Origin of the sequence: Vibrio hepatarius, from assembly GCF_011806575.1 — a bacterium.
GTDB classification, from domain to species: domain Bacteria; phylum Pseudomonadota; class Gammaproteobacteria; order Enterobacterales; family Vibrionaceae; genus Vibrio; species Vibrio hepatarius_A.
Window position 1 is genome coordinate 181,157 of record NZ_JAATOO010000001.1, and the last position, 22,136, is coordinate 203,292.

A 22,136-nucleotide genomic window follows, 5' to 3' on the forward strand; every position below is an offset into this window, starting at 1 on the left:
TCGCTAAACCCTGCTCACTACAACATCCAATTACTCAACTTGTTTATTAAAAAAATTCATGTCAGCTAATCTATACATTAGCTACTCAAATAGTCACACCTTAAAAAACAATTAGACGTCTAGATGTTTACACATCTTAAAATACGGGTTAAGTTAAGAGTTCTTCATAAAGAATGGACAAGGTTGAAAGGAATTCATGATAGAGCTTAAACATCTAAAAACGCTAAATTCATTACGCGATACCGGCTCCTTGACTGCGACCGCAACCTCGTTGCATCTCACTCAGTCGGCGTTATCCCATCAAATAAAGGACCTCGAGGCACGAATTGGTGGTCAGTTATTTCTGCGTAAAACCCGTCCGGTGAAATTTACCTCTGAAGGCGAAATATTATTGAAGCTGGCGGATGAGATACTGCCTAAGTTAGCCAAGGCTGAGAACGAACTCGCAAGTCTGAAAGAAGATGTGAATGGCCGGCTGCACATGGCAATTGAGTGCCACTCTTGCTTCCAATGGTTAATGCCTGCGCTGCGCGAATATCAAGTCGCGTGGCCTAGCGTCACGCTCGATTTCTCTTCTGGTTTTGGTTTTGAGCCACTGCCAGCGCTAATGAATGGTGAACTCGACTTAGTGATCACCTCAGACATTCAACCTCGTTCAGAAGTCCACTATGAGCCGTTATTCGACTTTGAAATGCGCTTGGTTACAGCGACCAATCACCCATTAGCGAATAAAACGTACATTGAGCCGCAGGATTTAAGCCAAGAAACCATGCTCTCTTACCCTGTTCAGAAAAATCGCTTGGATGTAGTTAAGCACTTCCTGCAACCCGCGGGAGTAGAACCTGCAAAGTGGAAACAAGCCGACAATACCTTGATGCTCGTGCAGATGGTCTCCGCTGGGCTGGGCGTTGCCGCGCTACCTAACTGGGCAATCAGTGAGTTTTCCCGTCAAGGTTTGATCACCAGTATTCCATTAGGGGACGGTTTGTGGCGCAGACTGTTTGCCGCCACTCGTCATTCAGACCGCAACAAACGTTATCTACAGGCGTTCTTTACCACCGCGAGACAACAATCCAAGAGCCACTTGGAAGGGATAAAGACGGTTTAATCGAAAACGAAAAAAGGAGGCTCATGGCCTCCTTTTTGTCTATTCCAGCAACAGAACGTTATCTGTCGTAAGATTTAAACTGATTGGTGAGCGGGTCATATTGATAGCCGAGAACGTCTAACTTACCGACCACGCTTTCAACATCCATTTCGTACATGCTCGCCAGCTCTTCGAAGCTATCGCATTCTAGTCGCAGTTTCTCATTGACGATGCCTAATAGGATGATGCTATCCAAACTGCCTACATTGCTCAGATCCATAGCTGCACTCCTCTGCTTACCTTATACAAACAAGCGTAGCTACAAATCGCTAAATTTAAAGTGAGTCAGTTCTAAAGAACAAACAATCCTTGGTTAAACGTCGTCGCAGCCAACATAACCACCAGCGCGATAGACAGTTGTACTTTCTGGATCTCTTTTGACATCAACATGTGCCAGCACCAGATAACAATTGCTGAAAGCAGCAGTGCAAGGCCAATCAACAATGGCTGTGTTGCACTCATCAGCGCTTCGTCACCCAAACCCGAGGCTTTAAGTAATATTGCTAACGACATCAGCATTGCCGCTACAACACCAGACACTGGCAAGATTCGGTGGAATGCTTGTAAACGGGTTCTGGCGATAGTCAGCAATAAGTGAGCAAAGAGCGCGCCCAGCAGTAGCACCTGCACTAAAACACTTAACCCAGCAGCGATACTCTGTTGCTCCGCGACCACAATACCGACATACGCTAATGCCAGACCATTGGCCAAATACATCACCCACATTGGTCCTTGGTCACGGGTTTTCTTGGTTTGAACCTGAGAGTAAAAGTAAGCGATGGCAAACACCACCATCATCGCTTGTATCTTCAGTGACGCGACAGCAAGCCAAAGAATGGCAATAGCTGGGAGGATTTTGTGAATGCGCCCACGTTGACCCGGACAGATGTCACCTTTGATAAGAATAAGCGTCAAGATGAGTTGCGCGCCGAGTAACATCGGGGCGAAAACGGCTAACAGTTGCTGAACCATAGTGTAAGTGTTCTGTTTTACTTTTTAATGGCTGCGGATAATAACAAACTTCATCTGACTACGTAAGTTGTCGCCGCAACAAACCGATAGTTTGGATTAGATTGACACTATGACGTTTCGCGTTTTAGTAGATAGCGCAATGCCGCATGTTGGTCAATCAATCCCAAGTAGTTACCAGTTTCACTTACCACAACCGCAGGCAGCAAAAATCCGTCTTTGAGCAGAGCGGTAAATTCGTCCAGAGAGACTTGATAGGAAATGGTTTGAAAGTCATTGTTCACTGTGTCAATCAATGAGCTTTGCCCTGCCCCCTTCGCTTGATAGAGCCGTGAAGCCCGCACTAATCCGATACACCTTTTCCCTTCCAATACGGGAAGCACTTCCAATTCGTTGCCATTACGCAGTATCTGCAGTGCCTCATCGACGCTATTTTGTATTGAGATGCAAGGTGCGTTGGTATCGGTAATACTAAGAAGTCCTGAGCGCCTGACTTTGTGGTATCCCCAGTCAGATTTTCTCAACCTTTGTTTAAATCGCAGCGCATTTTGTAATTGATCCAACGTCAGCGGCTCAGAGATAAAGTAACCCTGAACTAAGTCGATGCCCAGCTCACACAACGTTTCGAGTTCAGCTTGTGTTTCGACACCCACAGCCACCACCTTGGTATTCAACGCATGCGCAAGCTCAACAATCGCTTTGGTTGCGGCATAATTTTCACAACCGGGAGCGATACCCTGAATCAGATGTCTGTCGATTTTGATCTGGTCAAAATTTCCTTTTGCCAGCGAGGTCAGGCAACTGTGACCAGAACCAAAGCGGTCGATAGAAAAGTGCAAACCGCTTCTCTTCAGGTTGCGCAGAAGCGGCGACTCTTGGTATTCACAATTGAAGTAGTCGCTTTCAGAGAGTTCAACGGTAACGCTGGAACGGTTTATCGAGGATTGTTCAACCATAGTGCGCAAACTTTCCAATACCTCGTCCACTTGCAACTTGGAATTCAGTGAACGGTTAATTGCCACCCCCACATTACGACCAAATTGACGCTGTATATCGCCAACATCTTGCAGCACTTTTCGCCCAACATACCAATCTAAGTCTGCAATTAAATCCAAATCTTCTGCGACCATAATCGCTTCAGCGGTATTCAGCAGTTGCCCCCGCTCACCTCTGAAACGGCACAATGCCTCAAATTGAACGACTTCCCAGTGAGTCACGTCGACAATCGGTTGGTAGAACGTTTCTAAATTTCTATCTTTAATTAGATCACTGATTCTGTTTTCGAGCTTAGTAATCTGCATGGTTTGTTGATTTAGCGCACCGTGATAAAAGCTAATCGCCCCTTTACTTTGATCAACTTGAGCTAACGTTGCCTGAACAGCATGGGGCACTAAAAGCTTTGGGTTGTGAGTATCCAACTTATACACCGACACACCGATTTTTCCCGACATTAAAGTACGATACAAAGACAGCCCCGCACTTCGGCCTATGTCATTACACAAGCGGCGTATGGTTTGATGGATGTTTTCTGTCTGTTTTGCAGGGTCAACATCGCTACTCTGCAACAACACGGAAAAATGATTGTTACCAAGGTAACCGACCGACTTCACAAGCGGGCTTTCCGCTAAAGCCTCAGCCAAAGCAGACTTTTGCTCGATTTCATCACGCTCAGAAAACTGCGGTGTAAACACAACCACAAAACTCAGACATGGCAGGTCATTTTCTAGAGTTGACACAACTAACTGAGTGAACTGACTTTCGCTCGGCAGCTGAGTTTTGATATCCAGCCCATCATTCTCGATATCTTCTATTCGATAGAGTTGCTTCGACAAATCATAAAACAACACTAATACCAGTGATTGACCTGTAAGTTGGATACGTTTAATGACGACCTTTTGCGGGTTGTTTACGCCTGTGGCATTAGGCACCAGCACAATTCCAGACCAATAGCCACTTGCCGCAAAGCGTCGCCATATCTGTTGATAAAAGGCCTCACTGTGCTTTTGGGAAGCCAACATTTCCAGCGAATGATTGAGTAGTTGCGTGCGTGAGTATCCCGTTTGAGATAACAACATGGAGTTACATTGTAAAATACGGCCGTTGTCATCTGCGACAATCACGCCGCAATCGGGGATATCCAGCAGTTGCGATAACAGATGTCTAACTGTTATCGAATCTGAGCAAAGGCAGAGCATTGGAGTGAGTTGCCCTGTCACGGCTCCTGACTTTGTGGCTGAAAATGACAGCAACACCCAATAAGCTCGGCCATCTTCCAAGTTCATACAACATGAATAAGCTCGAGGTTGTAGATCACTAACCGCGGCGCCGATCATCGAACTCAATTGGCATTGATCTTCGTAGCTCAAATAGGACAGCAGTAAGTTGCCTGAGACATTCGGCAATGTGGTCGATAGCAAATGCTCCAACTCGGCTTTGTCGATCTGCAATTTATGTTGCTGTATGTCCCAAACCCAATCGATTGAGTTGAGCGGCTGCTTTTGTTCAGCATCCCGATGAGAAGTAACAAGCATCTGCTGCGCCTCTTTGTCTCGAGCTAATTGACGACCCATGATTTAACTGTAGGACAATAACGAACTGAAGGCAGGCAAATGCAACTTATCGCCCGTAAGAGCCACTTAACCGAAGTTTTTACTGCATGACCAACTATAAAGATCATGTCACTGTCCAGTCAGTAGATAAATAGACGATGACTAAACTATCATCAATGGCACGCTGAACCGCAAATTAACCTAAACAAACTAGGGATATGTTGAGGTAGATAGATGAGCTGCAAGCCGCTATAATTCGCGCTCCTTGAATCAGAGAACAAAATATGTACAGCGAAATCACTCCTATTCACGAGCATAAGAAATACTGGGCAGAATGCTTTGGCACTGCACCTTTTCTTCCAACCAGCCGCAAGGAAATGGATGCCCTTGGATGGGATAGCTGTGACATTATCATCGTAACTGGTGACGCATACGTCGACCATCCAAGTTTTGGCATGGCGATCATCGGCCGCCTACTTGAAGCACAAGGCTTCCGCGTTGGTATTATCGCTCAGCCGGAATGGAGCAACAAAGATGCCTTTCTGTCGCTAGGCAAACCGAATCTATTTTTTGGTATCACCGCCGGCAACATGGACTCGATGATCAACCGCTACACGGCCGACCGTAAACTTCGCCATGATGACGCGTACACACCAAATAATGAAGGTGGCAAACGTCCTGACCGCGCAACTTTGGTGTATTCGCAGCGTTGTCGTGAAGCATACAAAGGCGTGCCTATCGTTTTGGGCGGAATCGAAGCGAGTTTGCGTCGTTTGGCTCACTACGATTACTGGTCTGACAAAGTACGTCGTTCAATTTTGTTCGACGCGAAAGCCGATATTCTGTTGTTTGGTAACGCGGAACGCGCGTTAGTTGAAGTGGCTCACCGCTTAGCCAATGGCGAGGAGATCAGTTCGATGACTAACGTTCGCGGTACGGCAGTTAACCTACCCGCCGAGCCAGAGAGCTACACGATCATCGACTCTTCACGCATTGAAAAGCCGCGTAAAGAAGCTTTCATTCCGCCTAACCCATACGCGGTGGAAGAACAGTGTGACACCAAAGCAAAAACAGAAGAGCCAGAAGCGAAACCGATTACGATTCGTCCTTCTCGCCATGACGCCGCGACTACCGCCGTTCGTCTACCTCCTTTCGAGAAGCTGAACAACGACCGAATTCTTTACGCGCACGCTAGCCGTATCATGCACCTTGAGACTAACCCATACTCAGGACGTGCACTGATTCAACGTCATGGTAACCGAGAGCTTTGGGTAAACCAGGCGCCGATTCCATTGACTACTGAAGAAATGGACTATGTCTTTGGTCTACCGTACGCGCGTGTACCACACCCGATGTATGGCAAAGCGAAGATTCCTGCGTATGACATGATTAAGACATCCGTCAACATCATGCGTGGTTGTTTTGGTGGCTGTTCATTCTGTTCGATTACCGAACACGAAGGTCGAATCATCCAAAATCGTTCTCAAGAGTCGATTCTTAACGAACTGGAAGAGATCCGCGACAAAGTTCCGGGCTTTACTGGCACCATCTCAGACTTGGGTGGACCTACGGCGAACATGTATCGCCTTGGTTGTAGCGATCCAAAAGCCGAGATCAACTGCCGTCGCCCTTCGTGTGTCTTCCCAGGGATCTGTAACAAGCTGAACACCGACCACAAGCACACGATTGATCTGTACCGCACAGCTCGTCAGGTGAAAGGCGTTAAAAAGGTGATGATCGCGTCAGGTGTGCGCTATGACTTGGCGATTGAATCACCTGAGTACGTGAAAGAGCTAGTGACGCACCACGTTGGCGGCTACCTAAAGATTGCACCGGAGCACACGGAAAAAGGCCCTCTCAACCTGATGATGAAACCAGGTATGGGTACCTATGATCGCTTTAAAGAGATGTTTGAAAAGTACAGCGCTGAAGCAGGCAAGAAACAATACCTTATCCCTTACTTTATCTCTGCGCACCCGGGTACAGAAGACGAAGACATGCTTAATCTTGCATTGTGGCTAAAGAGCAACGACTTTGAGTGTGACCAAGTACAGAACTTCTACCCATCGCCGATGTGTAACGCAACGTCGATGTACTACTCAGAAACAAACCCGCTTAAACGCGTGAAGTACAAACAGCGTGAAGTGGTACCTGTCGCGAAAGGTGAACGTCAACGCCGCTTACACAAGGCACTGCTGCGTTACCACGATCCAGCGAACTGGCCGATTATCCGTGAAGCTCTGATCAACATGGGCAAGAAACACCTTATCGGAGACAAGCCAAGTTGTTTAGTCCCAGCAGAAGACGCTGACATGCTGACACCAGCTCAACGTCGCAAGTCTGGCCGTCACGGCTCAAACCGCTTTGCGACGAAACATACCAAGAGTCAGCCTGGCTTTGAAAAAATGAATGGCTCAGGACGTAAGTCTGGAACTAAGCCAGGTAATCGCAAACCAAGCGGTAACAGCGCGAATCAAAATTCTAATGCGTCAGGCAAGCCAAAGCATAAACAAGGCGGCAAGAGTCAAGGTGGTCGCCCAGCAGCTCAAGGCAATAAGCCAACGACGAACAGACAACCGAAACGTCGCTAAAATGAAAAAATCGCAGTCATCGCTGCGATTTTTTATTTCCAACCTCATACTTCAAATACAAAAAAAGCTTAGCCCATACGGACTAAGCTTTTTTGCGATAAAATTAAGGTAAACTACGCGTTGTTTGCTTCAAACTCTTTCATAAAGTCAACTAAAGCCTGAACACCTTCAACCGTCATTGCATTGTAGATAGAGGCACGCATACCACCAACAGCACGGTGACCTTTCAACGCAACCAATCCACGCGCTTCAGCTTGCTCTAGGAACAATGCATCCAGCTCAGGTTTAGCTAGTTGGAATGGCACGTTCATGCGTGAGCGATTTGCTGGGTAGATATCGTTCTTGTAGAAACTAGAGCTATCGATGTAACCGTAAAGAATTTCTGCTTTCTCACGGTTAGTTTGTTCCATTGCTGCCACACCACCCTGCTCTTTCAACCACTTAAACACTAGACCTGATAGGTACCACGCAAACGTTGGTGGTGTGTTAAACATTGAATCTTTTTCAGCAAGGACCTTGTAACTGATGAAACTTGGTAACAAATCGCTCGCGAGGTCTAGCAAATCATCACGAACAATGGCAATACAGATCCCAGCAGGACCAATATTTTTCTGTGCACCTGCGTAAATAACGCCGTATTTCGATACATCGATTTGACGAGAAAGGATGTTTGAAGACATATCCGCAACGATTGGCTTATCTGTCACTGGCAGATCTGAGATTTCAATACCGTCGATAGTTTCATTTGGACAGAAGTGAACGTACGCTGATTCTGGGTCAATTGTCCATTCGCTTGCGTCCGCAACGGCTGATTTACCGTCTTTTTCTACTTTCGCGTCGTAAACGTCAACTTCACAGTATTTCTTCGCTTCTTTGATAGCGCTTTCAGCCCAGTAGCCCGCATCGATGTACGTTGCTTTCTTTGCGCTTCCAAGTAGGTTTAGTGGCACAGCTGCAAACTGAGCACGAGCGCCACCTTGGCAAAACAGTACTTTGTAGTTATCAGGGATATTTAGCAGATCACGCAGATCCTGTTCTGCTTCTTCCGCTACCTTAATAAATTCCTTACTACGGTGACTGATTTCCATCACTGAAGTGCCCAGTCCATTCCAATTGATGAACTCTGCCTGCGCTTTTTCCATAACCGCTTTTGGCAAACCCGCAGGGCCAGCACTAAAGTTGTACACATTATCCATTCCGACTTTCCTTGCTCATGCTTTAATTAAACAACTAACAGGATTAATACCATGTTTTCCGACGTATAAAAAGCAAGAAATGAGGTCTTCAGACCTCATTCCCCGATTAACATGAAAAATTCTAACTTATTGCTGCATCATCGCAGGCAGAAGTAGTGCCAGTAGAGGGATTTGCTGACCGTTAGGGAACACCAAACTACCATCTTTTAGCTCTGCTTTGACTTCATAACCTTTCTCAATTTTCTGAACAAATCCGGCATCCATTGCGCTGTCCACTTCCTGTTCGATAAATGGATACAGCTCAACTAAGCCGTCAGAGAAGAAGGTTTCGAGGTTACCTGTCATCACGGTCATGATGCTGTCTGGGCTTTGGCTAATGTTGTCTGTACCTTCTGGAATTTGCAGCTTCCACTTACTTTCGAACTCACCTTTGCCACCAAAAGTTAGCGACATCTTATTCATCGCAAGGTAGAAACCTTTCGAAAACAGTGTATCAATGTATGGTAAAGCGCCTTCAATATCGGCTTGCGTAAGCTGAGGGTTATCTTGGTACAAGTTGACCAAATATTCGAATGAATCTGCGTCTAGATCACCCAGTTCAAAGTCCACCATTAGATTATCCGCTTCGCCTTGTGGCATAACGACATTGTCAATCGTCACAACATGCTGGCTGTTTACACGCTTTGATACTTCTTCAAGCGCAGATGAAAAAGCGTAGCGCGCATTTTTCATCGTCAAGATTGGCTGTTGAGATGTTTCCACCACAGAGGTGTCGGCGATACTCATCTCTTGCTCACCAAGCCAAAAGCCGTTTTGCATCCGACCATCACCGGAACCCGTAACCCCAGACACCAACAGTTTCTCACCAGACACAAAATCCACTTCTACGGACGGCATTGTCAACTCATAGGTCATTTCACCTAGAACCGTGACATAACCTTTCAGCTCTGACGCGGACACTGACACCATGGCACCATCAGAACCGTTTATCGCCGTATTCCAGGTATCTAATGTCAAGGTGTAGTTAGTATTCCCGTTTAGCTGGGTCACCGTATCAAGTTGCAGCGGAAAATCACTGACGTTTTCAAGAACAGACTTCGCGCTAACGTTAAACAGACCATGTGTCACATGGCTATTGACGATGTACTCGCTTGGTAAGCCATCAAGCTCCAACTGGTACGCTAAATCAGGGTCAGAGACAACATAACGTGTTTGCACTTCAGACGAGAGATAACCTCTGTCGTAACTCACGACTTCTGCCGTTACAGCGGGAGTATTCAGGTGCTCAACGCCATCACGAATAACGTTTTGGCCAATCTGACCAACGGCTAAGGGCCAACATAAGACGAGTGATATAGCGCCGCCAATAGCGCCAATTTTTTTAAGCTGCTGCATGAGAGTTCTTCTTTGAGTGTTTTGTCCAGTTTACACCAAAAAACATTGAGATAAATCAGAGTATTGTCTTAATACAGAAATCCACAAAAATTCTAAAACCTAGCTCCCAATAAGTTATTTGTATCCCTGTTACAGTAACCTGTGTGTATATGCCATAAGTGACGAACAAGTGAATCAATTCGCCATACTCTGTTTAGACAATAATCCAATTAGTATCGAGCAACTGCGCAAAGAGCTGACGCTTTTTGCCTCCCGCTTTGATCTCCATACCGCAGACTCTTTTGAAGACGCCGCCGCTGCGCTGGACTACTGCTCGGAACAAAAACAAGTTGTGGCACTGGTGATTGCGAGTCATCACGAAAACTTTAACGGCGCCGACTTTTTGATCCAATTGGATAAAACGCCACATACACAAAGTGCCCGTAAGATATTGATCAGCTGTGGACAGGACATTCAAGCTATCCTCTCTGCGGTCAACGACGGACGATTGGACCACTGCCTCACCAAACCTCTTCAGGACAACTTAGTCAGGCAAACCGCGCAAAAAGAATTAACTACTTTTATTCTAGAAAATGACAAAGAAAACCTGCTGATTTATAGCCAAATTCTCGATCAGCAGCGACTGCTGCGAGCACACATCGACCAGAAAATGCGGAGCTACCGGGAAGGTTTCATCACCGAACAGCACCGTTTATCTGACCAAGAACTCGCACAACAAGTTACAGACGCACTGTTCGGTTTCTTCGCTGATAAAGACGAAACCCGAGCCTGCCGTACGTATTCAGCCGATCACCTGCTAACAAAAGAAGGCGAAGAAAACCGCTTTTTATGGTTTATCACCAAAGGCGAAGTTGCACTGTATAAAAAAGACGATGCCGGTGTTCAACGTGAGGTTGTACGTTACACGCAAGGTAACATCGTCGGCGGGATGTCATTTGTGACTGGCGAACCCTCTTTCTCAACCGCTCTAACGCTCACTGCGACTGAAGTGATCAAGCTAGACAGAGAAGTGTTTGCCAAGGTCATGCACTCCAACACAACTCTACTGCCTCTGTTCACTAACTTGCTACTGCGCCACTTTAACCGCAGACTGCAACGTAGCATCACAACCAAGCTTGAACTGCAGAAGACTCTAGAGTCTTTAGAAAGCGCTCAACTCCAACTGATAGAGCGCGAAAAAATGGCCATGCTCGGCCAACTGATTGCCGGTGTCGCCCACGAGCTGAACAATCCAATCGCCGCGATACTGCGCGGGACAGAAACCTTAACAGAGAAAATCCAAACCTTGGTGGAAGCTCCGCATTCGGTGCCCAATAGCCAAAGTGTTGCGATTTTAACCAGCGCATTGATTTCGAAACCACGCTCGACTGCCGCCGAGCGAGAGTTAGTCAAAGCGGTGGACGAGCATGTCGGTAACCGACGTATTACCAAAAAACTTGTCAAGCTCGGTTTGGACAATCAGCCTGAATGGGTAGAAAGAGCACGCAATCAAGATACTCAGCTGCTTGAAGAACTCGAACAGCTAGAAAATTATCAACTCGCTGGTGCGACTTTACGTTCAATTAATGTCTGCGCACAACGAATAGCAGACTTAGTAAAAAGCCTGAAAGGTTACGCGCGTAGCGATGACGAACGCTTCCATACCACGGACATCCACGAAGGCATTGAAGATACGTTGGTCATTTTCGAAAACAAACTCAAAATGCATAACGTCGAAAAATGCTACGCAGAGTTGCCCCCTGTGCGCTGTTTACCTACTGGGTTACAACAAGTTTGGACCAACTTGATTTCCAATGCGATCGACGCTTTTCCAGAAAAAGGTCAACTCACCATCACTACACAACAGGTGAGCAAATACGGTAAACCATGGGCTGTGGTGTCGATTGAAGATAATGGACACGGAATCCCAGAGAACTTGCAACAACAAATATTTGAACTCAACTTTACTACCAAGAAAGAAGGGAATTTTGGATTGGGCATTGGACTGTCCGTTTGCCAACAAATTGTTCATCAACATGGTGGCCACATAGAAGTGGCTTCAGAACAAGGTAAGTACACGCGCATGTCAGTCTGGCTACCTTTGGGCCATTCCTAATTCACGACGAGGAAATCACAATGAGTAAATACCTAATCTTATGTGTCGATGATGAAAGAGAAGTCCTAGATAGTGTTGTTCAGGACCTTGATTGCTTTGAGGAGCACTTTGTCCTCGAAGCAGCGGAGTCTGTTCAGGAAGCGAAAGACATCCTTGAAGAAGCTAAACAAGACGAAACGAAACTCGCACTAATCCTGTGTGACCATATCATGCCCGATCAAACTGGCATCAGTTTTCTTATTGAGTTGAACAAGGACCCTGCCACTCAAGCAACTAGAAAACTGCTGTTAACAGGGCAAGCTGGACTAGAAGATACGGTGGAAGCCGTGAATCACTCTTGTCTAGATTTTTACATTGCTAAGCCTTGGAAAGGTGATGCGTTACGAGCGACGGTAAAAGAGCAATTAACTCAATATATGATCGCAAATGAACCAGAACTGATGCCTTGGGCTTCAGTTTTGGATACCGAGAAAATCTTCGATGCGCTAGCAAAGAATCGAGTAAATTTTGGCGAATAAGCACTCAAAGTGCGATTTACTGACCAAAGACTCGCTAAAACTCGACAAAACAACGACATTTTCTATAGTGACAACCGCTGCGATGCATTATCATGATAGGTCAATGTCCATGGCGCATTGTCGCTTAAGACCAAGGAATTTAACAAGATATAGGTTTATCGTCCGTATGCGTAAAACAATCTTAGCTGCTGCACTCGTATTAGCATCTGGCCAAACTCTTGCTCAGGTTGACCCAAACAGTCCAGCGGTAATGAGCAACTTTAGTTATGACTACATTGAAGCTCGTATCGGTGCTAGCCCTGTGACTTTCGGTACCGCATTTAGCAAAACTATCCACCCGAACGCGCACCTAATCGCTCGTATCGATTCTGAGTTTGAAGGTGACTACGATGCAGGCGCTGGTTTTGGTTTCCACGCTCCTATCAACAACTGGGCAGACTTTACTGGTGAAATGCTTTTCCGTTTAGTCGATGGTGAAGACACTTCTGGTACAGATTCTGGCCTTGAGCTCAACCTAGGTGTGAGACAGTGGCTTGGTCCTCAACTAGAAGTTGGTGGTAAAGTCGGTTACGTATCTATCGATGACGATGATGACTGGTTGGGTTCTGTGTACGCACGTTTCCACTCTACAGAGCTTTTCTCAATCGGTGTTGAAGGTCGTATTAACGATTTCTACGGCGAACAAGTCATGTTTACTACACGCTTTAAGTACTAGTTGCCGAGTAAGTGTTAAGGGTAGTTTTGCGCTACCCTTTCAGAGCAATAAAAAAACCGAGGTCATTGCCTCGGTTTTTTTATTGCTTGTAAATACTGGTTCAAAATTACTCACAGTTTGCCAATAACTGACGCTTACGCGGTTCTTGAATCAGTTTCCAGTGGATGCCATCGATCGCACCTGCAAACTTCCACAGCAGTTTAACATCGACATCACTACCGTATGTCTCTTTCACACGAGAGAACACGGCTGGCGCACCTAATTCAACAAATGTTTCTACGTCGTCAATACCAGCTTTTTTAACCATACGCTCTAAAGTGAGTTGCATATTGGGTAGGTCGCGTAATCTGCGGTTAGCGGCTGAACGCTTAAATTGACGCTCTGATACAGAATATTTAATTGATTGCTCGACCAACTCATCAATACGTGAATTGCGTGCTTCAAACATCTCTGTAATATCGTAGTAGTTTACTGTGGCAGTAGTTTGCTTTTTAACGTGGCGGTATTTTTCACATCCAAGCTTGGTCAGTTCGTTATCTAGATGTTCACCACCACGGATAAAAATTTTCTCTGCACTAATTAAAGCGAACATGGCATCGTCTCTGAACAACCCCGTGCCACCAAACATAGAACGTTTTTGGAACGTCCCAAACTTGTTTACGTATTGTATAAAATGTTGCTCTGTCATATCCATTGATCCTTCAAATCATATAACCCCGATTATTTGTGATCACCAGATAGCAGCAGTTTTAAGCGAAAAGTCTTTAAGTAATATAAATTTATTAGTAAAAAGTGAGTAAATCACCTAATTGAACTAAATAATAATTAATGATTAAAAATAAGTCTGTGCATACGTCACAACGTGCGAAATAAATTCACATTTATATGCGACATGTATCACGCCCATAAGATAAGAAATTAGTATATTGCTTACCTTTGATACATATATTTAGTTGAAAAAAATATCATTATTTTATTGCTAGTAATTGCCTATATATCAATATAAAAGTTAAACTAGCTAAGGCAACTTAAACTTCTAATACTTTATGAATCACTTATCATTTTACTGGCTTCCCCAAAACAACGACCTATTAGTTAAAGGTATCGAATCCGAGTTTTCGCAATTAGTGGAACACGCCGTTTCTAGAAAAAAAATTGCCCTACCTCCTATTCCTGAAGTCGTATTAAAGATTCAAAAACTATGCACGCAGGATAATACTACTGTTTCAGATGTGGCAGATTGTCTACTCGAAGACCCTGGCCTAGCCGCCATTGTGATACGTGTAGCCAACTCCGTCATATTCAACCGTCGAAACATCACCTGCACAGATTTGGTCACTGCCGTATCTCGTTTAGGTATTCTAAGGGTGCGTGATATCGTGACTGCCCAAGCCATTGAGCAGTTAAAGCACTCAGTGAACCTAAGCAGCGCTTGTAACCGTATCCTGATGAACAGCGCTATTAACTCACGTGAGCTTGCAGCAACAATGGTGATGGTTGTGCGAGGTTTTAGAGATAGTGGTTCAGAGGCTTACCAAAACCTAGAAGCAGACAAAGCATTACTAACTGGTTTACTTGCAGACATTGGACTGTTCTGTATCGTCAACGAATACCATTGTTACTTGGAACAAGGTAACTATCTGGCTGAAGACATTGCTTTCCAAGTGTTTAACCGACTCTGCTCGAATGCCAGTGAGCTAGTGCTTGATAGCTGGGGCTTCGATGAGGACTTCATAGAAGTGGCATCTAATAAGTTCCGAAATCGTTCCAATGTTGCGGTCAGTTATTTGGATGTAGCACGTATCGCCAACCACATCCTATTATTCCGTCGCCAAGACGATACAATAGACGATCATTCGGTAAAATTTGATGTAACAGGTGCCGATATACTGTACAAACTCAGTAATTTAAGTGATATTGAGTTTAATGCGCAAGTCGATGAACTCATGAGCGCAAGCGGATTATAACGATACAGGATGTACCATGTTCTCAGGGATGTTATTCATTTTTACCCCACTTGTTGTGGGGTATTTAATATCTATTGCAAATAAGTCACTACTCGACAAGATCAACACCACCACATCGAACTTAATCTACGTCATTTTAGCTTTGATGGGGTTGAGTTTAGCCGCTCTCGATAACTTAGGTGAAAATCTACAGATCATCCTAAAGTTTACTGCAGTTTTCTTCATTTGCCTTGGGCTTGCCAACTTAGCGGTGTTGCCATTTGTCGATAAGCTGATGCCTATCAAAACCGACAACACTCACACTAAGCTACCGCTCTCTAGCATGGCGCTTGAATCAGCGAAACTAATTTTGGTCGTTGGTGGTGGTCTAGTTGCGGGACTACTGATCCCTATCGACCTCAGTTGGGTGGATACCGCCAGCGAATGGATTCTTTTCCTATTGCTGTTTTTTATCGGAATCCAGCTTCGCAACAGCGGCCTGACACTTCGCCAAATTTTGCTCAACAAACACGGCATGGTCATCGCGCTGCTGATTATCGTCAGTTCTATGGTTGGCGGCGTTATAGCGGCGATGATTCTCGATATTGACCTCTACCGCGGATTGGCGATGGCATCAGGTTTCGGCTGGTATTCTCTGGCAGGCATTTTAATGGGTGATGCATTTGGTCCTGTGTATGGTGGCGCTTCGTTTATGATTGAACTGCTGCGTGAACTCATCGCTTTAGTTCTAATTCCGCTGTTTATTCGTACTAAGCCTTGCACGGCGATTGGATACGCGGGAGCGACTGCGATGGACTTTACATTACCCGTCATACAAACCACTGGCGGTGTACGTTGTGTGCCGATTGCAATAGTCAGTGGCTTTATTTTAAGTCTGCTTGTCCCGGTAATGATGTTATTCTTTGTCTCACTTGCAGGCTAGATCGCATGATTCTGTGCTCAAATTCACTATATTAAGCAGCAGTCATGATTTAAGATTTAGCGAAAGCTAATATACAGCCCATATAATAACTATTCTTCAAAAGGATTCATTATGAAACGCCTAATTGTTGCACTTTTGCTAGGTGCTTCGTCTTCCATGGTTGCCGCAGCAGACAACGCATGTCTTTCCAAGAAATACGACGCATATATCGATGCCTCACTTCATTGGTATGAAGACCTAACCAAATTGACTAGCGAGCAATACCCAGATCTTAAAGAAGTGAGCGAGTGGTTCTTGGAAGGCAGAAAAAACCATTTCGAACTAAACCGCGCCGCGGTGCACTATTACTTAGATAAAGACGCAACCAAAGTCGCAACTGAACAACCAGTAGAAGCTTGGCTGCAACTTGAGCAGAAAGACATTAAAACTCTCGCGTCCCGTAGCGATGAGCTTGGTCAAATTGCACAAGTGACGTTCAATGATCGCCAATCCAAACCACATGAAAAGAACTACGAGTTACGCTCAGCGTTTGCAGATTTACTTAGCCACCCAACTAAAATCGACTCAGCACTTAAGCGCTACAATCAATCGATCAAAGAGTTAGAATCGATTTCCTGTCAATAGTTGGTAACAAGAACTTTACGGGATAGCTAAACAAGCTTCACTTAGGTAAAACTAAGATTCGATAATTAAAGACGGGACTTTGTTCCCGTTTTCGTTTAGATTGTCGAGCCTGCAACAAAAATGATTAGAGCAATATAGCTGCATGGTATCTGAACATAGAACGGCTGATGTGAACTTCGAGAGCTTACTTCGAATCTTCACAGTACCTGAAGGGCCAGACTCAACGCTAACCCAAATCGAAGAAAAACTCTCTCGCAATCTTAACCAGTTTCTTCGCGAACACATCGTCGCAGAAGAAAAGCCGCTGTTAGAGATAGAGAAAGACTTCTCCAACGCTTCGATTCCAGAGCAACCTGAGTTTGTTTCAGACCACACTCAACACCTGCTTGATACGTTGGTATCTCACTCGGTTCATACCTCTGCACCAAGCTTTATTGGTCATATGACGTCGGCACTTCCCTACTTTTTGATGCCGCTGTCAAAAATCATGATCGCGTTGAACCAAAACTTGGTCAAAATCGAGACTTCAAAAGCATTTACTCCGCTTGAACGTCAAGTGATCGGCATGCTTCATCGTCTGATTTATCAACGTGACGATACTTTCTACGCTCAGTGGATGCACAGTGCTAATCACTCACTTGGCGCTTTCTGCTCAGGCGGTACCATCGCAAACATTACGGCACTTTGGGTCGCGCGTAATAATGCACTGAAAGCTCAGGGTGAGTTTAAAGGCGTTGAAAAGGAAGGCCTATTCAAAGCAATGAAGCACTACGGCTACGAAGGATTAGCGGTACTGGTTTCTGAGCGCGGACACTACTCATTGAAGAAAGCGGCGGACGTTCTGGGTATTGGCCAAGAAGGTTTGGTAGCGATCAAGACCGATAACGACAACCGTATTTGTCCCGCTGCGCTAAAAGAAAAAATCGCTGAACTTAAGCAGCAAAACATCAAACCATTCGCAGTGATTGGTGTTGCCGGTACAACTGAAACCGGAACAATTGACCCTCTTCAAGAAATGGCGGCTATCTGCCAAGCAGAAGACTGTCACTTCCATGTAGACGCAGCTTGGGGCGGCGCGACGTTGATGTCAAACAACTATCGTCATCTTCTAGCTGGAACTGAATTGGCAGATTCGGTAACAATCGACGCACATAAACAGCTTTACATCCCAATGGGTGCTGGCATGGTGTTGTTTAAAGACCCCGAAGCTATGAAGTCGATTGAACATCACGCACAATACATTCTGCGTAAAGGCTCTAAAGACCTGGGTAGCCATACACTGGAAGGTTCTCGCTCTGGCATGGCGATGCTGGTTTATGCGGCAATGCATATCATTAGTCGCCCGGGCTACGAATTGCTCATCGATCAGAGTATCGAAAAGGCCAAATACTTTGCCGAGTTAATCGAAGCTCAACCCGACTTCGAACTGGTTTCTAAGCCTGAGCTGTGTCTTCTGACATACCGCTACTTACCTGCACATATTCGACAAGCGCTGATGGCAGGTAATTCAGAGCAAAAAGCAGAACTCAACGAACTGTTGAATGAATTGACGAAGTTTATCCAAAAACGTCAGCGTGAAACGGGTAAGTCATTTGTATCGCGCACACGCTTGAACCCGATTCATTTAGATAGATTAAACACCATCGTATTTCGTGTTGTGCTTGCCAACCCGTTAACCGGCAAAGATATCCTTGGTTCGGTACTGGAAGAACAAAGACGCATCGCGGCACAAGCACCAAACTTGATGGGCAAAATCGAACAAGTTGCCGAGAAAATCAACGCAAGTTGAAAGTTTCTTTCTCTAGAACTGTAATTTGACCAAAAATATTCGTCTCAATCTTCACAATAAACCGCCTATTGGTGCGGTTTTTTGTAGTTTTCATAAAATTTAGTTTGAGGCTTGTCATATTCTCATTAAATTAAGCAGAGAAAAGTTATAGTAAACCTTTGCCTTAGGTTTATACTGACTCAATGGCGCTGGATTGAGAGTACCTTTTAGGAAACATCTTGTTTTCTCTCGAATTAATCCGATTGGTACATCCAGTGAGATGTTCTCTATACCCTCGTGAACACTATGAACACATTAGAAAAAATTCAGAAAAATCTAGAGAACTTCAGTAAGTCCGAACGTAAAGTCGCTGAAGTTATAATGGCCTCTCCTCAGACGGCTATTCACTCTAGTATCGCTACACTGGCTAAAATGGCTGATGTAAGTGAGCCTACTGTTAACCGTTTTTGCCGCCGCCTGGATACAAAAGGTTTTCCGGACTTTAAACTTCACCTAGCTCAAAGCTTGGCGAATGGTACTCCTTACGTTAACCGTAACGTTGAAGAAGATGATGGGCCAGACGCATACACGCATAAGATTTTCGAATCGACAATGGCGTGCTTGGACGTGGCGAAAAATAGCTTGGACCCAATGCAGGTTAACCGAGCGGTTGATCTACTGACTCAAGCAAAACGCATCTCTTTCTTTGGCTTAGGAGCATCTTCTGCGGTGGCTAAAGATGCACAAAACAAGTTTATTCGATTCAATATTCCAATTACTTGTTTTGAAGACATCGTGATGCAACGAATGAGCTGCATTAACTGTACAGACAACGACGTGATCGTGCTGATTTCTCATACTGGTCGCACTAAGAGCCAAGTTGAGATCGCCAACTTAGCACGTGAAAACGGCGCAACTGTTATTGCGATTACAGCAAAAGACTCACCACTGGATAAAGCGAGTTCGTTGTCGATCTCTCTAGACGTACCAGAAGACACCGACGTGTACATGCCAATGGCAAGTCGCGTTGTTCAGATGACGGTGATCGATGTATTGGCAACAGGCTTTACTCTGCGTCGTGGTACGGGTTTCCGTGAGAACCTTAAGCGCGTAAAAGACGCACTGAAAGATTCTCGCTACGACAAGCTATCTCAGTTTTAGACATCGAAATCGTTAAAAGAAAAGGAGCAATAATTTGCTCCTTTTTTTGTCTTAAAACGCCTGACTTCTCTTGTCGTTGAGGATAAAAAACTCCCAGCTTTCGCCCCACTCCCCTACCAATACCACGGCAACCATTTCTCTTTCTTAGCGCAGCAAGTGCAAATTTTCATCAATAGGTTTTCTCTATCGGAACAAGTGCCAAATGCTTCTTTATTTCCGCCACTGGATCGGGCATAGTGGCAACTAACAAAATAAAGGAGAAAGACATATGTTCGTAGTTATCTTTGGTCGCCCAGCTTGCCCATTCTGTGTTCGTGCAAAAGAACACGCTGAAACGCTAAAAGCGAAACGTGATGACTTCAACTACCGCTACGTAGATATTCACGCAGAAGGCATTTCAAAAGCTGACCTTGAGAAAACTGTAGGTAAACCAGTAGAAACTGTTCCTCAAATTTTTATCGACCAAGAGCACATCGGTGGTTGTGACGATTTCGAAGCATATGCGAAAGAGCACCTAGGTCTATTTGACGAGTAATCGCCAGCCTAATATTTTTAAGAAGCCGCTTTATGCGGCTTTTTTGTCTCTTGAACACCAGAGAAAACGTCTTTGCTATTCGTTATTTAGCACACAGCCCCCCAATAGCGGCTAAAATGGTGCTTTATAATTGACCTACGTAAAGTAATAGTAAATTCTAAAAAATTTCACTATTCATTTTGTAGCATTCAGATACAATTCGCCCACTTATACATTCTCCCGACACAGAACAAGAACTGCCCTGTGAACATCGACGTCGTACTTTTACTCGAGCAAAACCCTATCCTTCTTATTTTTGTGGTTCTCGCCATTGGTCTCGCCATTGGCAAAATCCGCTTTGGCAACCTCCAGTTAGGTAATTCCATCGGCGTACTGCTGACCTCTCTCGTGATGGGCCACCTCGGCTTTGCCTTCAACGCAGACGCATTAACTATTGGTTTCATGCTATTCATTTATTGCGTAGGTATAGAAGCTGGACCGAACTTTTTCGGTATTTTCTTCCGTGATGGCAAGCACTACTTCATTTTAAGTATGGTGGTTCTCTCGACTGCGTTGATGATCACCTATTTTGCTAGTCATTACTTCGGCTTAGGATTCGGGCTTTCTGCCGGCATGATGGCAGGTGCGTTAACGTCGACACCGGTGTTGGTAGGTGCCCAAGACGCATTAACATCCGGCTTAGCTGAAGTCCCGCGCGGTATGGACTTTACGTTAGTACTGGAGAACCTTTCGGTTGGTTATGCGATGGCGTATTTGGTCGGTTTAATCAGCATGATTATGTTTGCTAAATTGATGCCTAAGCTGCAAAAACACAATCTGTCTGATTCGGCACAACAAATCGCGCAAGAGCGCGGTTTAGGTAATTCGGGCCAACGTAAGGTCTACTTACCTATCATTCGCGCATACCGTGTAGGCCAAGAGTTAATTAACTGGATCGACGGTAAAAACCTACGTGAGCTGGGTATTTATCGCCAGACTGGTTGCTACATCGAGCGTATTCGCCGCAACGGTATCCTAGCCCACCCAGATGGTGACGCTATTTTGCAAGAAGGTGATGAAATCGCACTCGTCGGTTTCCCAGATAGTCACGCTCGTCTTGACCCTAGCTTCAGAAACGGCAAAGAAGTGTTTGACCGCAACCTACTTGACCTACGCATTGTCGAAGAAGAGATCGTGGTAAAAAGCGACGCCATTGCTGGTAAGCGTCTGTCTGACCTTAACCTTTCTGAGTACGGCTGTTTCCTTAATCGAGTAGTCAGAGCTCAGATTGAAATGCCGATGGATCTAGACATCGTATTGGCGAAGGGTGACGTGCTTCAAGTGAGCGGGGAGAAAAGTCGCGTTCACGGCCTTGCTGAACGTATTGGTTTCATTTCAATCCACAGTCAAATGGCCGACCTTCTAGCGTTTTGTAGCTTCTTTATACTTGGCTTGTTATTCGGTTTGATCACCATGACGTTTGGCCAGATGTCGTTTGGCTTAGGTAATGCGGTCGGTCTGTTGCTGTCAGGGATTACACTTGGCTTTTTACGTGCCAACCACCCGACTTTTGGTTACGTTCCTCAAGGCGCGCTGAACATGGTTAAAGACCTAGGGTTGATGTTCTTCATGGTAGGCATCGGCTTAAGCGCAGGCGGCAAGATGTTCGAGCACCTTTCCCAAGTTGGTCCACAAGTCCTTGGTTTAGCATTTTTGGTCAGTGTGGTTCCAGTTGCGCTTGCATACTTGGTTGGTGCATACGTTCTAAAGATGAACCGTGCTCTGCTGTTTGGTGCGATTATTGGTGCAAGAACCTGTGCACCTGCAATGGATATCGTGAACGACTACGCGAAGTCGACGATTCCAGCTTTGGGATATGCAGGTACTTACGCTATCGCCAACATCTTGATGACGCTGACGGGTACCGTTCTCATAATTCTGAGCTGACCACCTAGACTCATTGCTATTAACCATAACGGCATGCACAGTGGTATTGCTGATTTAT

General features: G+C 45.2%; 18 protein-coding genes. 12 read left to right on the forward strand and 6 right to left on the reverse strand.

The genetic code is table 11. From position 1 onward, the window contains the following. Positions 1-196 precede the first annotated feature (196 nt). Positions 197-1,108: an HTH-type transcriptional regulator MetR gene (gene metR / locus HCZ42_RS00825; protein ID WP_167418898.1), complete on the forward strand. Its 912-nt coding sequence runs from the start codon at positions 197-199 to the stop codon at positions 1,106-1,108. Positions 1,109-1,166: 58 nt separating this feature from the next. On the opposite strand, the gene HCZ42_RS00830 is transcribed toward metR, so the two are convergent. The 3 genes from HCZ42_RS00830 to HCZ42_RS00840 all read right to left on the reverse strand — a co-directional run bounded on the left by HCZ42_RS00830 (position 1,167) and on the right by HCZ42_RS00840 (position 4,686). Further along, the gene (locus HCZ42_RS00830; RefSeq protein WP_053408399.1) at positions 1,167-1,367 is read right to left on the reverse strand and encodes a DUF4250 domain-containing protein; all 201 of its coding nucleotides are present in this window, start codon (positions 1,365-1,367) and stop codon (positions 1,167-1,169) included. A 71-nt stretch (positions 1,368-1,438) separates the two neighbouring features. Continuing rightward, complete coding sequence (locus HCZ42_RS00835; protein WP_167418899.1) at positions 1,439-2,119, reverse strand: hypothetical protein; 681 nt, start codon at positions 2,117-2,119, stop codon at positions 1,439-1,441. A gap of 107 nt (positions 2,120-2,226) precedes the next feature. Then, positions 2,227-4,686, reverse strand: coding sequence for an EAL domain-containing protein (locus tag HCZ42_RS00840; protein ID WP_167418900.1), 2,460 nt, complete (start codon positions 4,684-4,686; stop codon positions 2,227-2,229). 263 nt (positions 4,687-4,949) lie between these two features. Between HCZ42_RS00840 and HCZ42_RS00845 the strand changes: the two genes are divergently transcribed. Further along, positions 4,950-7,256 carry a YgiQ family radical SAM protein gene (locus HCZ42_RS00845; protein WP_167418901.1) on the forward strand — a complete coding sequence of 769 codons (2,307 nt, stop codon included), beginning with the start codon at positions 4,950-4,952 and terminating at the stop codon, positions 7,254-7,256. Positions 7,257-7,369: 113 nt separating this feature from the next. Here the strand turns inward: HCZ42_RS00845 and serC are convergent, their stop codons facing one another. Continuing rightward, positions 7,370-8,452 carry a 3-phosphoserine/phosphohydroxythreonine transaminase gene (gene serC / locus HCZ42_RS00850; protein WP_167418902.1) on the reverse strand — a complete coding sequence of 361 codons (1,083 nt, stop codon included), beginning with the start codon at positions 8,450-8,452 and terminating at the stop codon, positions 7,370-7,372. A gap of 126 nt (positions 8,453-8,578) precedes the next feature. Continuing rightward, complete coding sequence (locus tag HCZ42_RS00855) at positions 8,579-9,847, reverse strand: DUF945 family protein (protein ID WP_167418903.1); 1,269 nt, start codon at positions 9,845-9,847, stop codon at positions 8,579-8,581. Between the two features lie 169 nt (positions 9,848-10,016). On the opposite strand from HCZ42_RS00855, the gene HCZ42_RS00860 reads away from it, so the two are divergent. The 3 genes from HCZ42_RS00860 to HCZ42_RS00870 all read left to right on the forward strand — a co-directional run bounded on the left by HCZ42_RS00860 (position 10,017) and on the right by HCZ42_RS00870 (position 13,175). Continuing rightward, the gene (locus HCZ42_RS00860; protein WP_167418904.1) at positions 10,017-11,942 is read left to right on the forward strand and encodes an ATP-binding protein; all 1,926 of its coding nucleotides are present in this window, start codon (positions 10,017-10,019) and stop codon (positions 11,940-11,942) included. A 20-nt stretch (positions 11,943-11,962) separates the two neighbouring features. Next, positions 11,963-12,460 carry a response regulator gene (locus tag HCZ42_RS00865; protein WP_167418905.1) on the forward strand — a complete coding sequence of 166 codons (498 nt, stop codon included), beginning with the start codon at positions 11,963-11,965 and terminating at the stop codon, positions 12,458-12,460. A gap of 166 nt (positions 12,461-12,626) precedes the next feature. Further along, complete coding sequence (locus HCZ42_RS00870) at positions 12,627-13,175, forward strand: hypothetical protein (protein ID WP_167418906.1); 549 nt, start codon at positions 12,627-12,629, stop codon at positions 13,173-13,175. Positions 13,176-13,281: 106 nt separating this feature from the next. Here the strand turns inward: HCZ42_RS00870 and HCZ42_RS00875 are convergent, their stop codons facing one another. After that, positions 13,282-13,869 (reverse strand): TfoX/Sxy family DNA transformation protein, encoded by a 588-nt coding sequence (locus HCZ42_RS00875; RefSeq protein WP_167418907.1) that lies wholly within the window; start codon positions 13,867-13,869, stop codon positions 13,282-13,284. 352 nt (positions 13,870-14,221) lie between these two features. On the opposite strand from HCZ42_RS00875, the gene HCZ42_RS00880 reads away from it, so the two are divergent. The 7 genes from HCZ42_RS00880 to HCZ42_RS00910 all read left to right on the forward strand — a co-directional run bounded on the left by HCZ42_RS00880 (position 14,222) and on the right by HCZ42_RS00910 (position 22,078). Beyond that, positions 14,222-15,142 carry an HDOD domain-containing protein gene (locus HCZ42_RS00880; protein WP_167418908.1) on the forward strand — a complete coding sequence of 307 codons (921 nt, stop codon included), beginning with the start codon at positions 14,222-14,224 and terminating at the stop codon, positions 15,140-15,142. 16 nt (positions 15,143-15,158) lie between these two features. Continuing rightward, the gene (locus HCZ42_RS00885; protein WP_167418909.1) at positions 15,159-16,064 is read left to right on the forward strand and encodes a lysine exporter LysO family protein; all 906 of its coding nucleotides are present in this window, start codon (positions 15,159-15,161) and stop codon (positions 16,062-16,064) included. A 111-nt stretch (positions 16,065-16,175) separates the two neighbouring features. Next, entirely contained in the window at positions 16,176-16,688 is a 513-nt protein-coding gene (locus HCZ42_RS00890; protein WP_167418910.1) for a hypothetical protein, read from the forward strand. A 142-nt stretch (positions 16,689-16,830) separates the two neighbouring features. After that, positions 16,831-18,477, forward strand: coding sequence for a pyridoxal-dependent aspartate 1-decarboxylase PanP (gene panP / locus HCZ42_RS00895; protein WP_167418911.1), 1,647 nt, complete (start codon positions 16,831-16,833; stop codon positions 18,475-18,477). Positions 18,478-18,762: 285 nt separating this feature from the next. Then, positions 18,763-19,617, forward strand: coding sequence for a MurR/RpiR family transcriptional regulator (locus HCZ42_RS00900; RefSeq protein ID WP_053408385.1), 855 nt, complete (start codon positions 18,763-18,765; stop codon positions 19,615-19,617). Between the two features lie 268 nt (positions 19,618-19,885). Next, entirely contained in the window at positions 19,886-20,152 is a 267-nt protein-coding gene (locus HCZ42_RS00905; protein WP_010448562.1) for a GrxA family glutaredoxin, read from the forward strand. Between the two features lie 243 nt (positions 20,153-20,395). Continuing rightward, complete coding sequence (locus tag HCZ42_RS00910) at positions 20,396-22,078, forward strand: aspartate:alanine antiporter (protein ID WP_167418912.1); 1,683 nt, start codon at positions 20,396-20,398, stop codon at positions 22,076-22,078. The last annotated feature ends 58 nt before the right edge of the window (positions 22,079-22,136 follow it).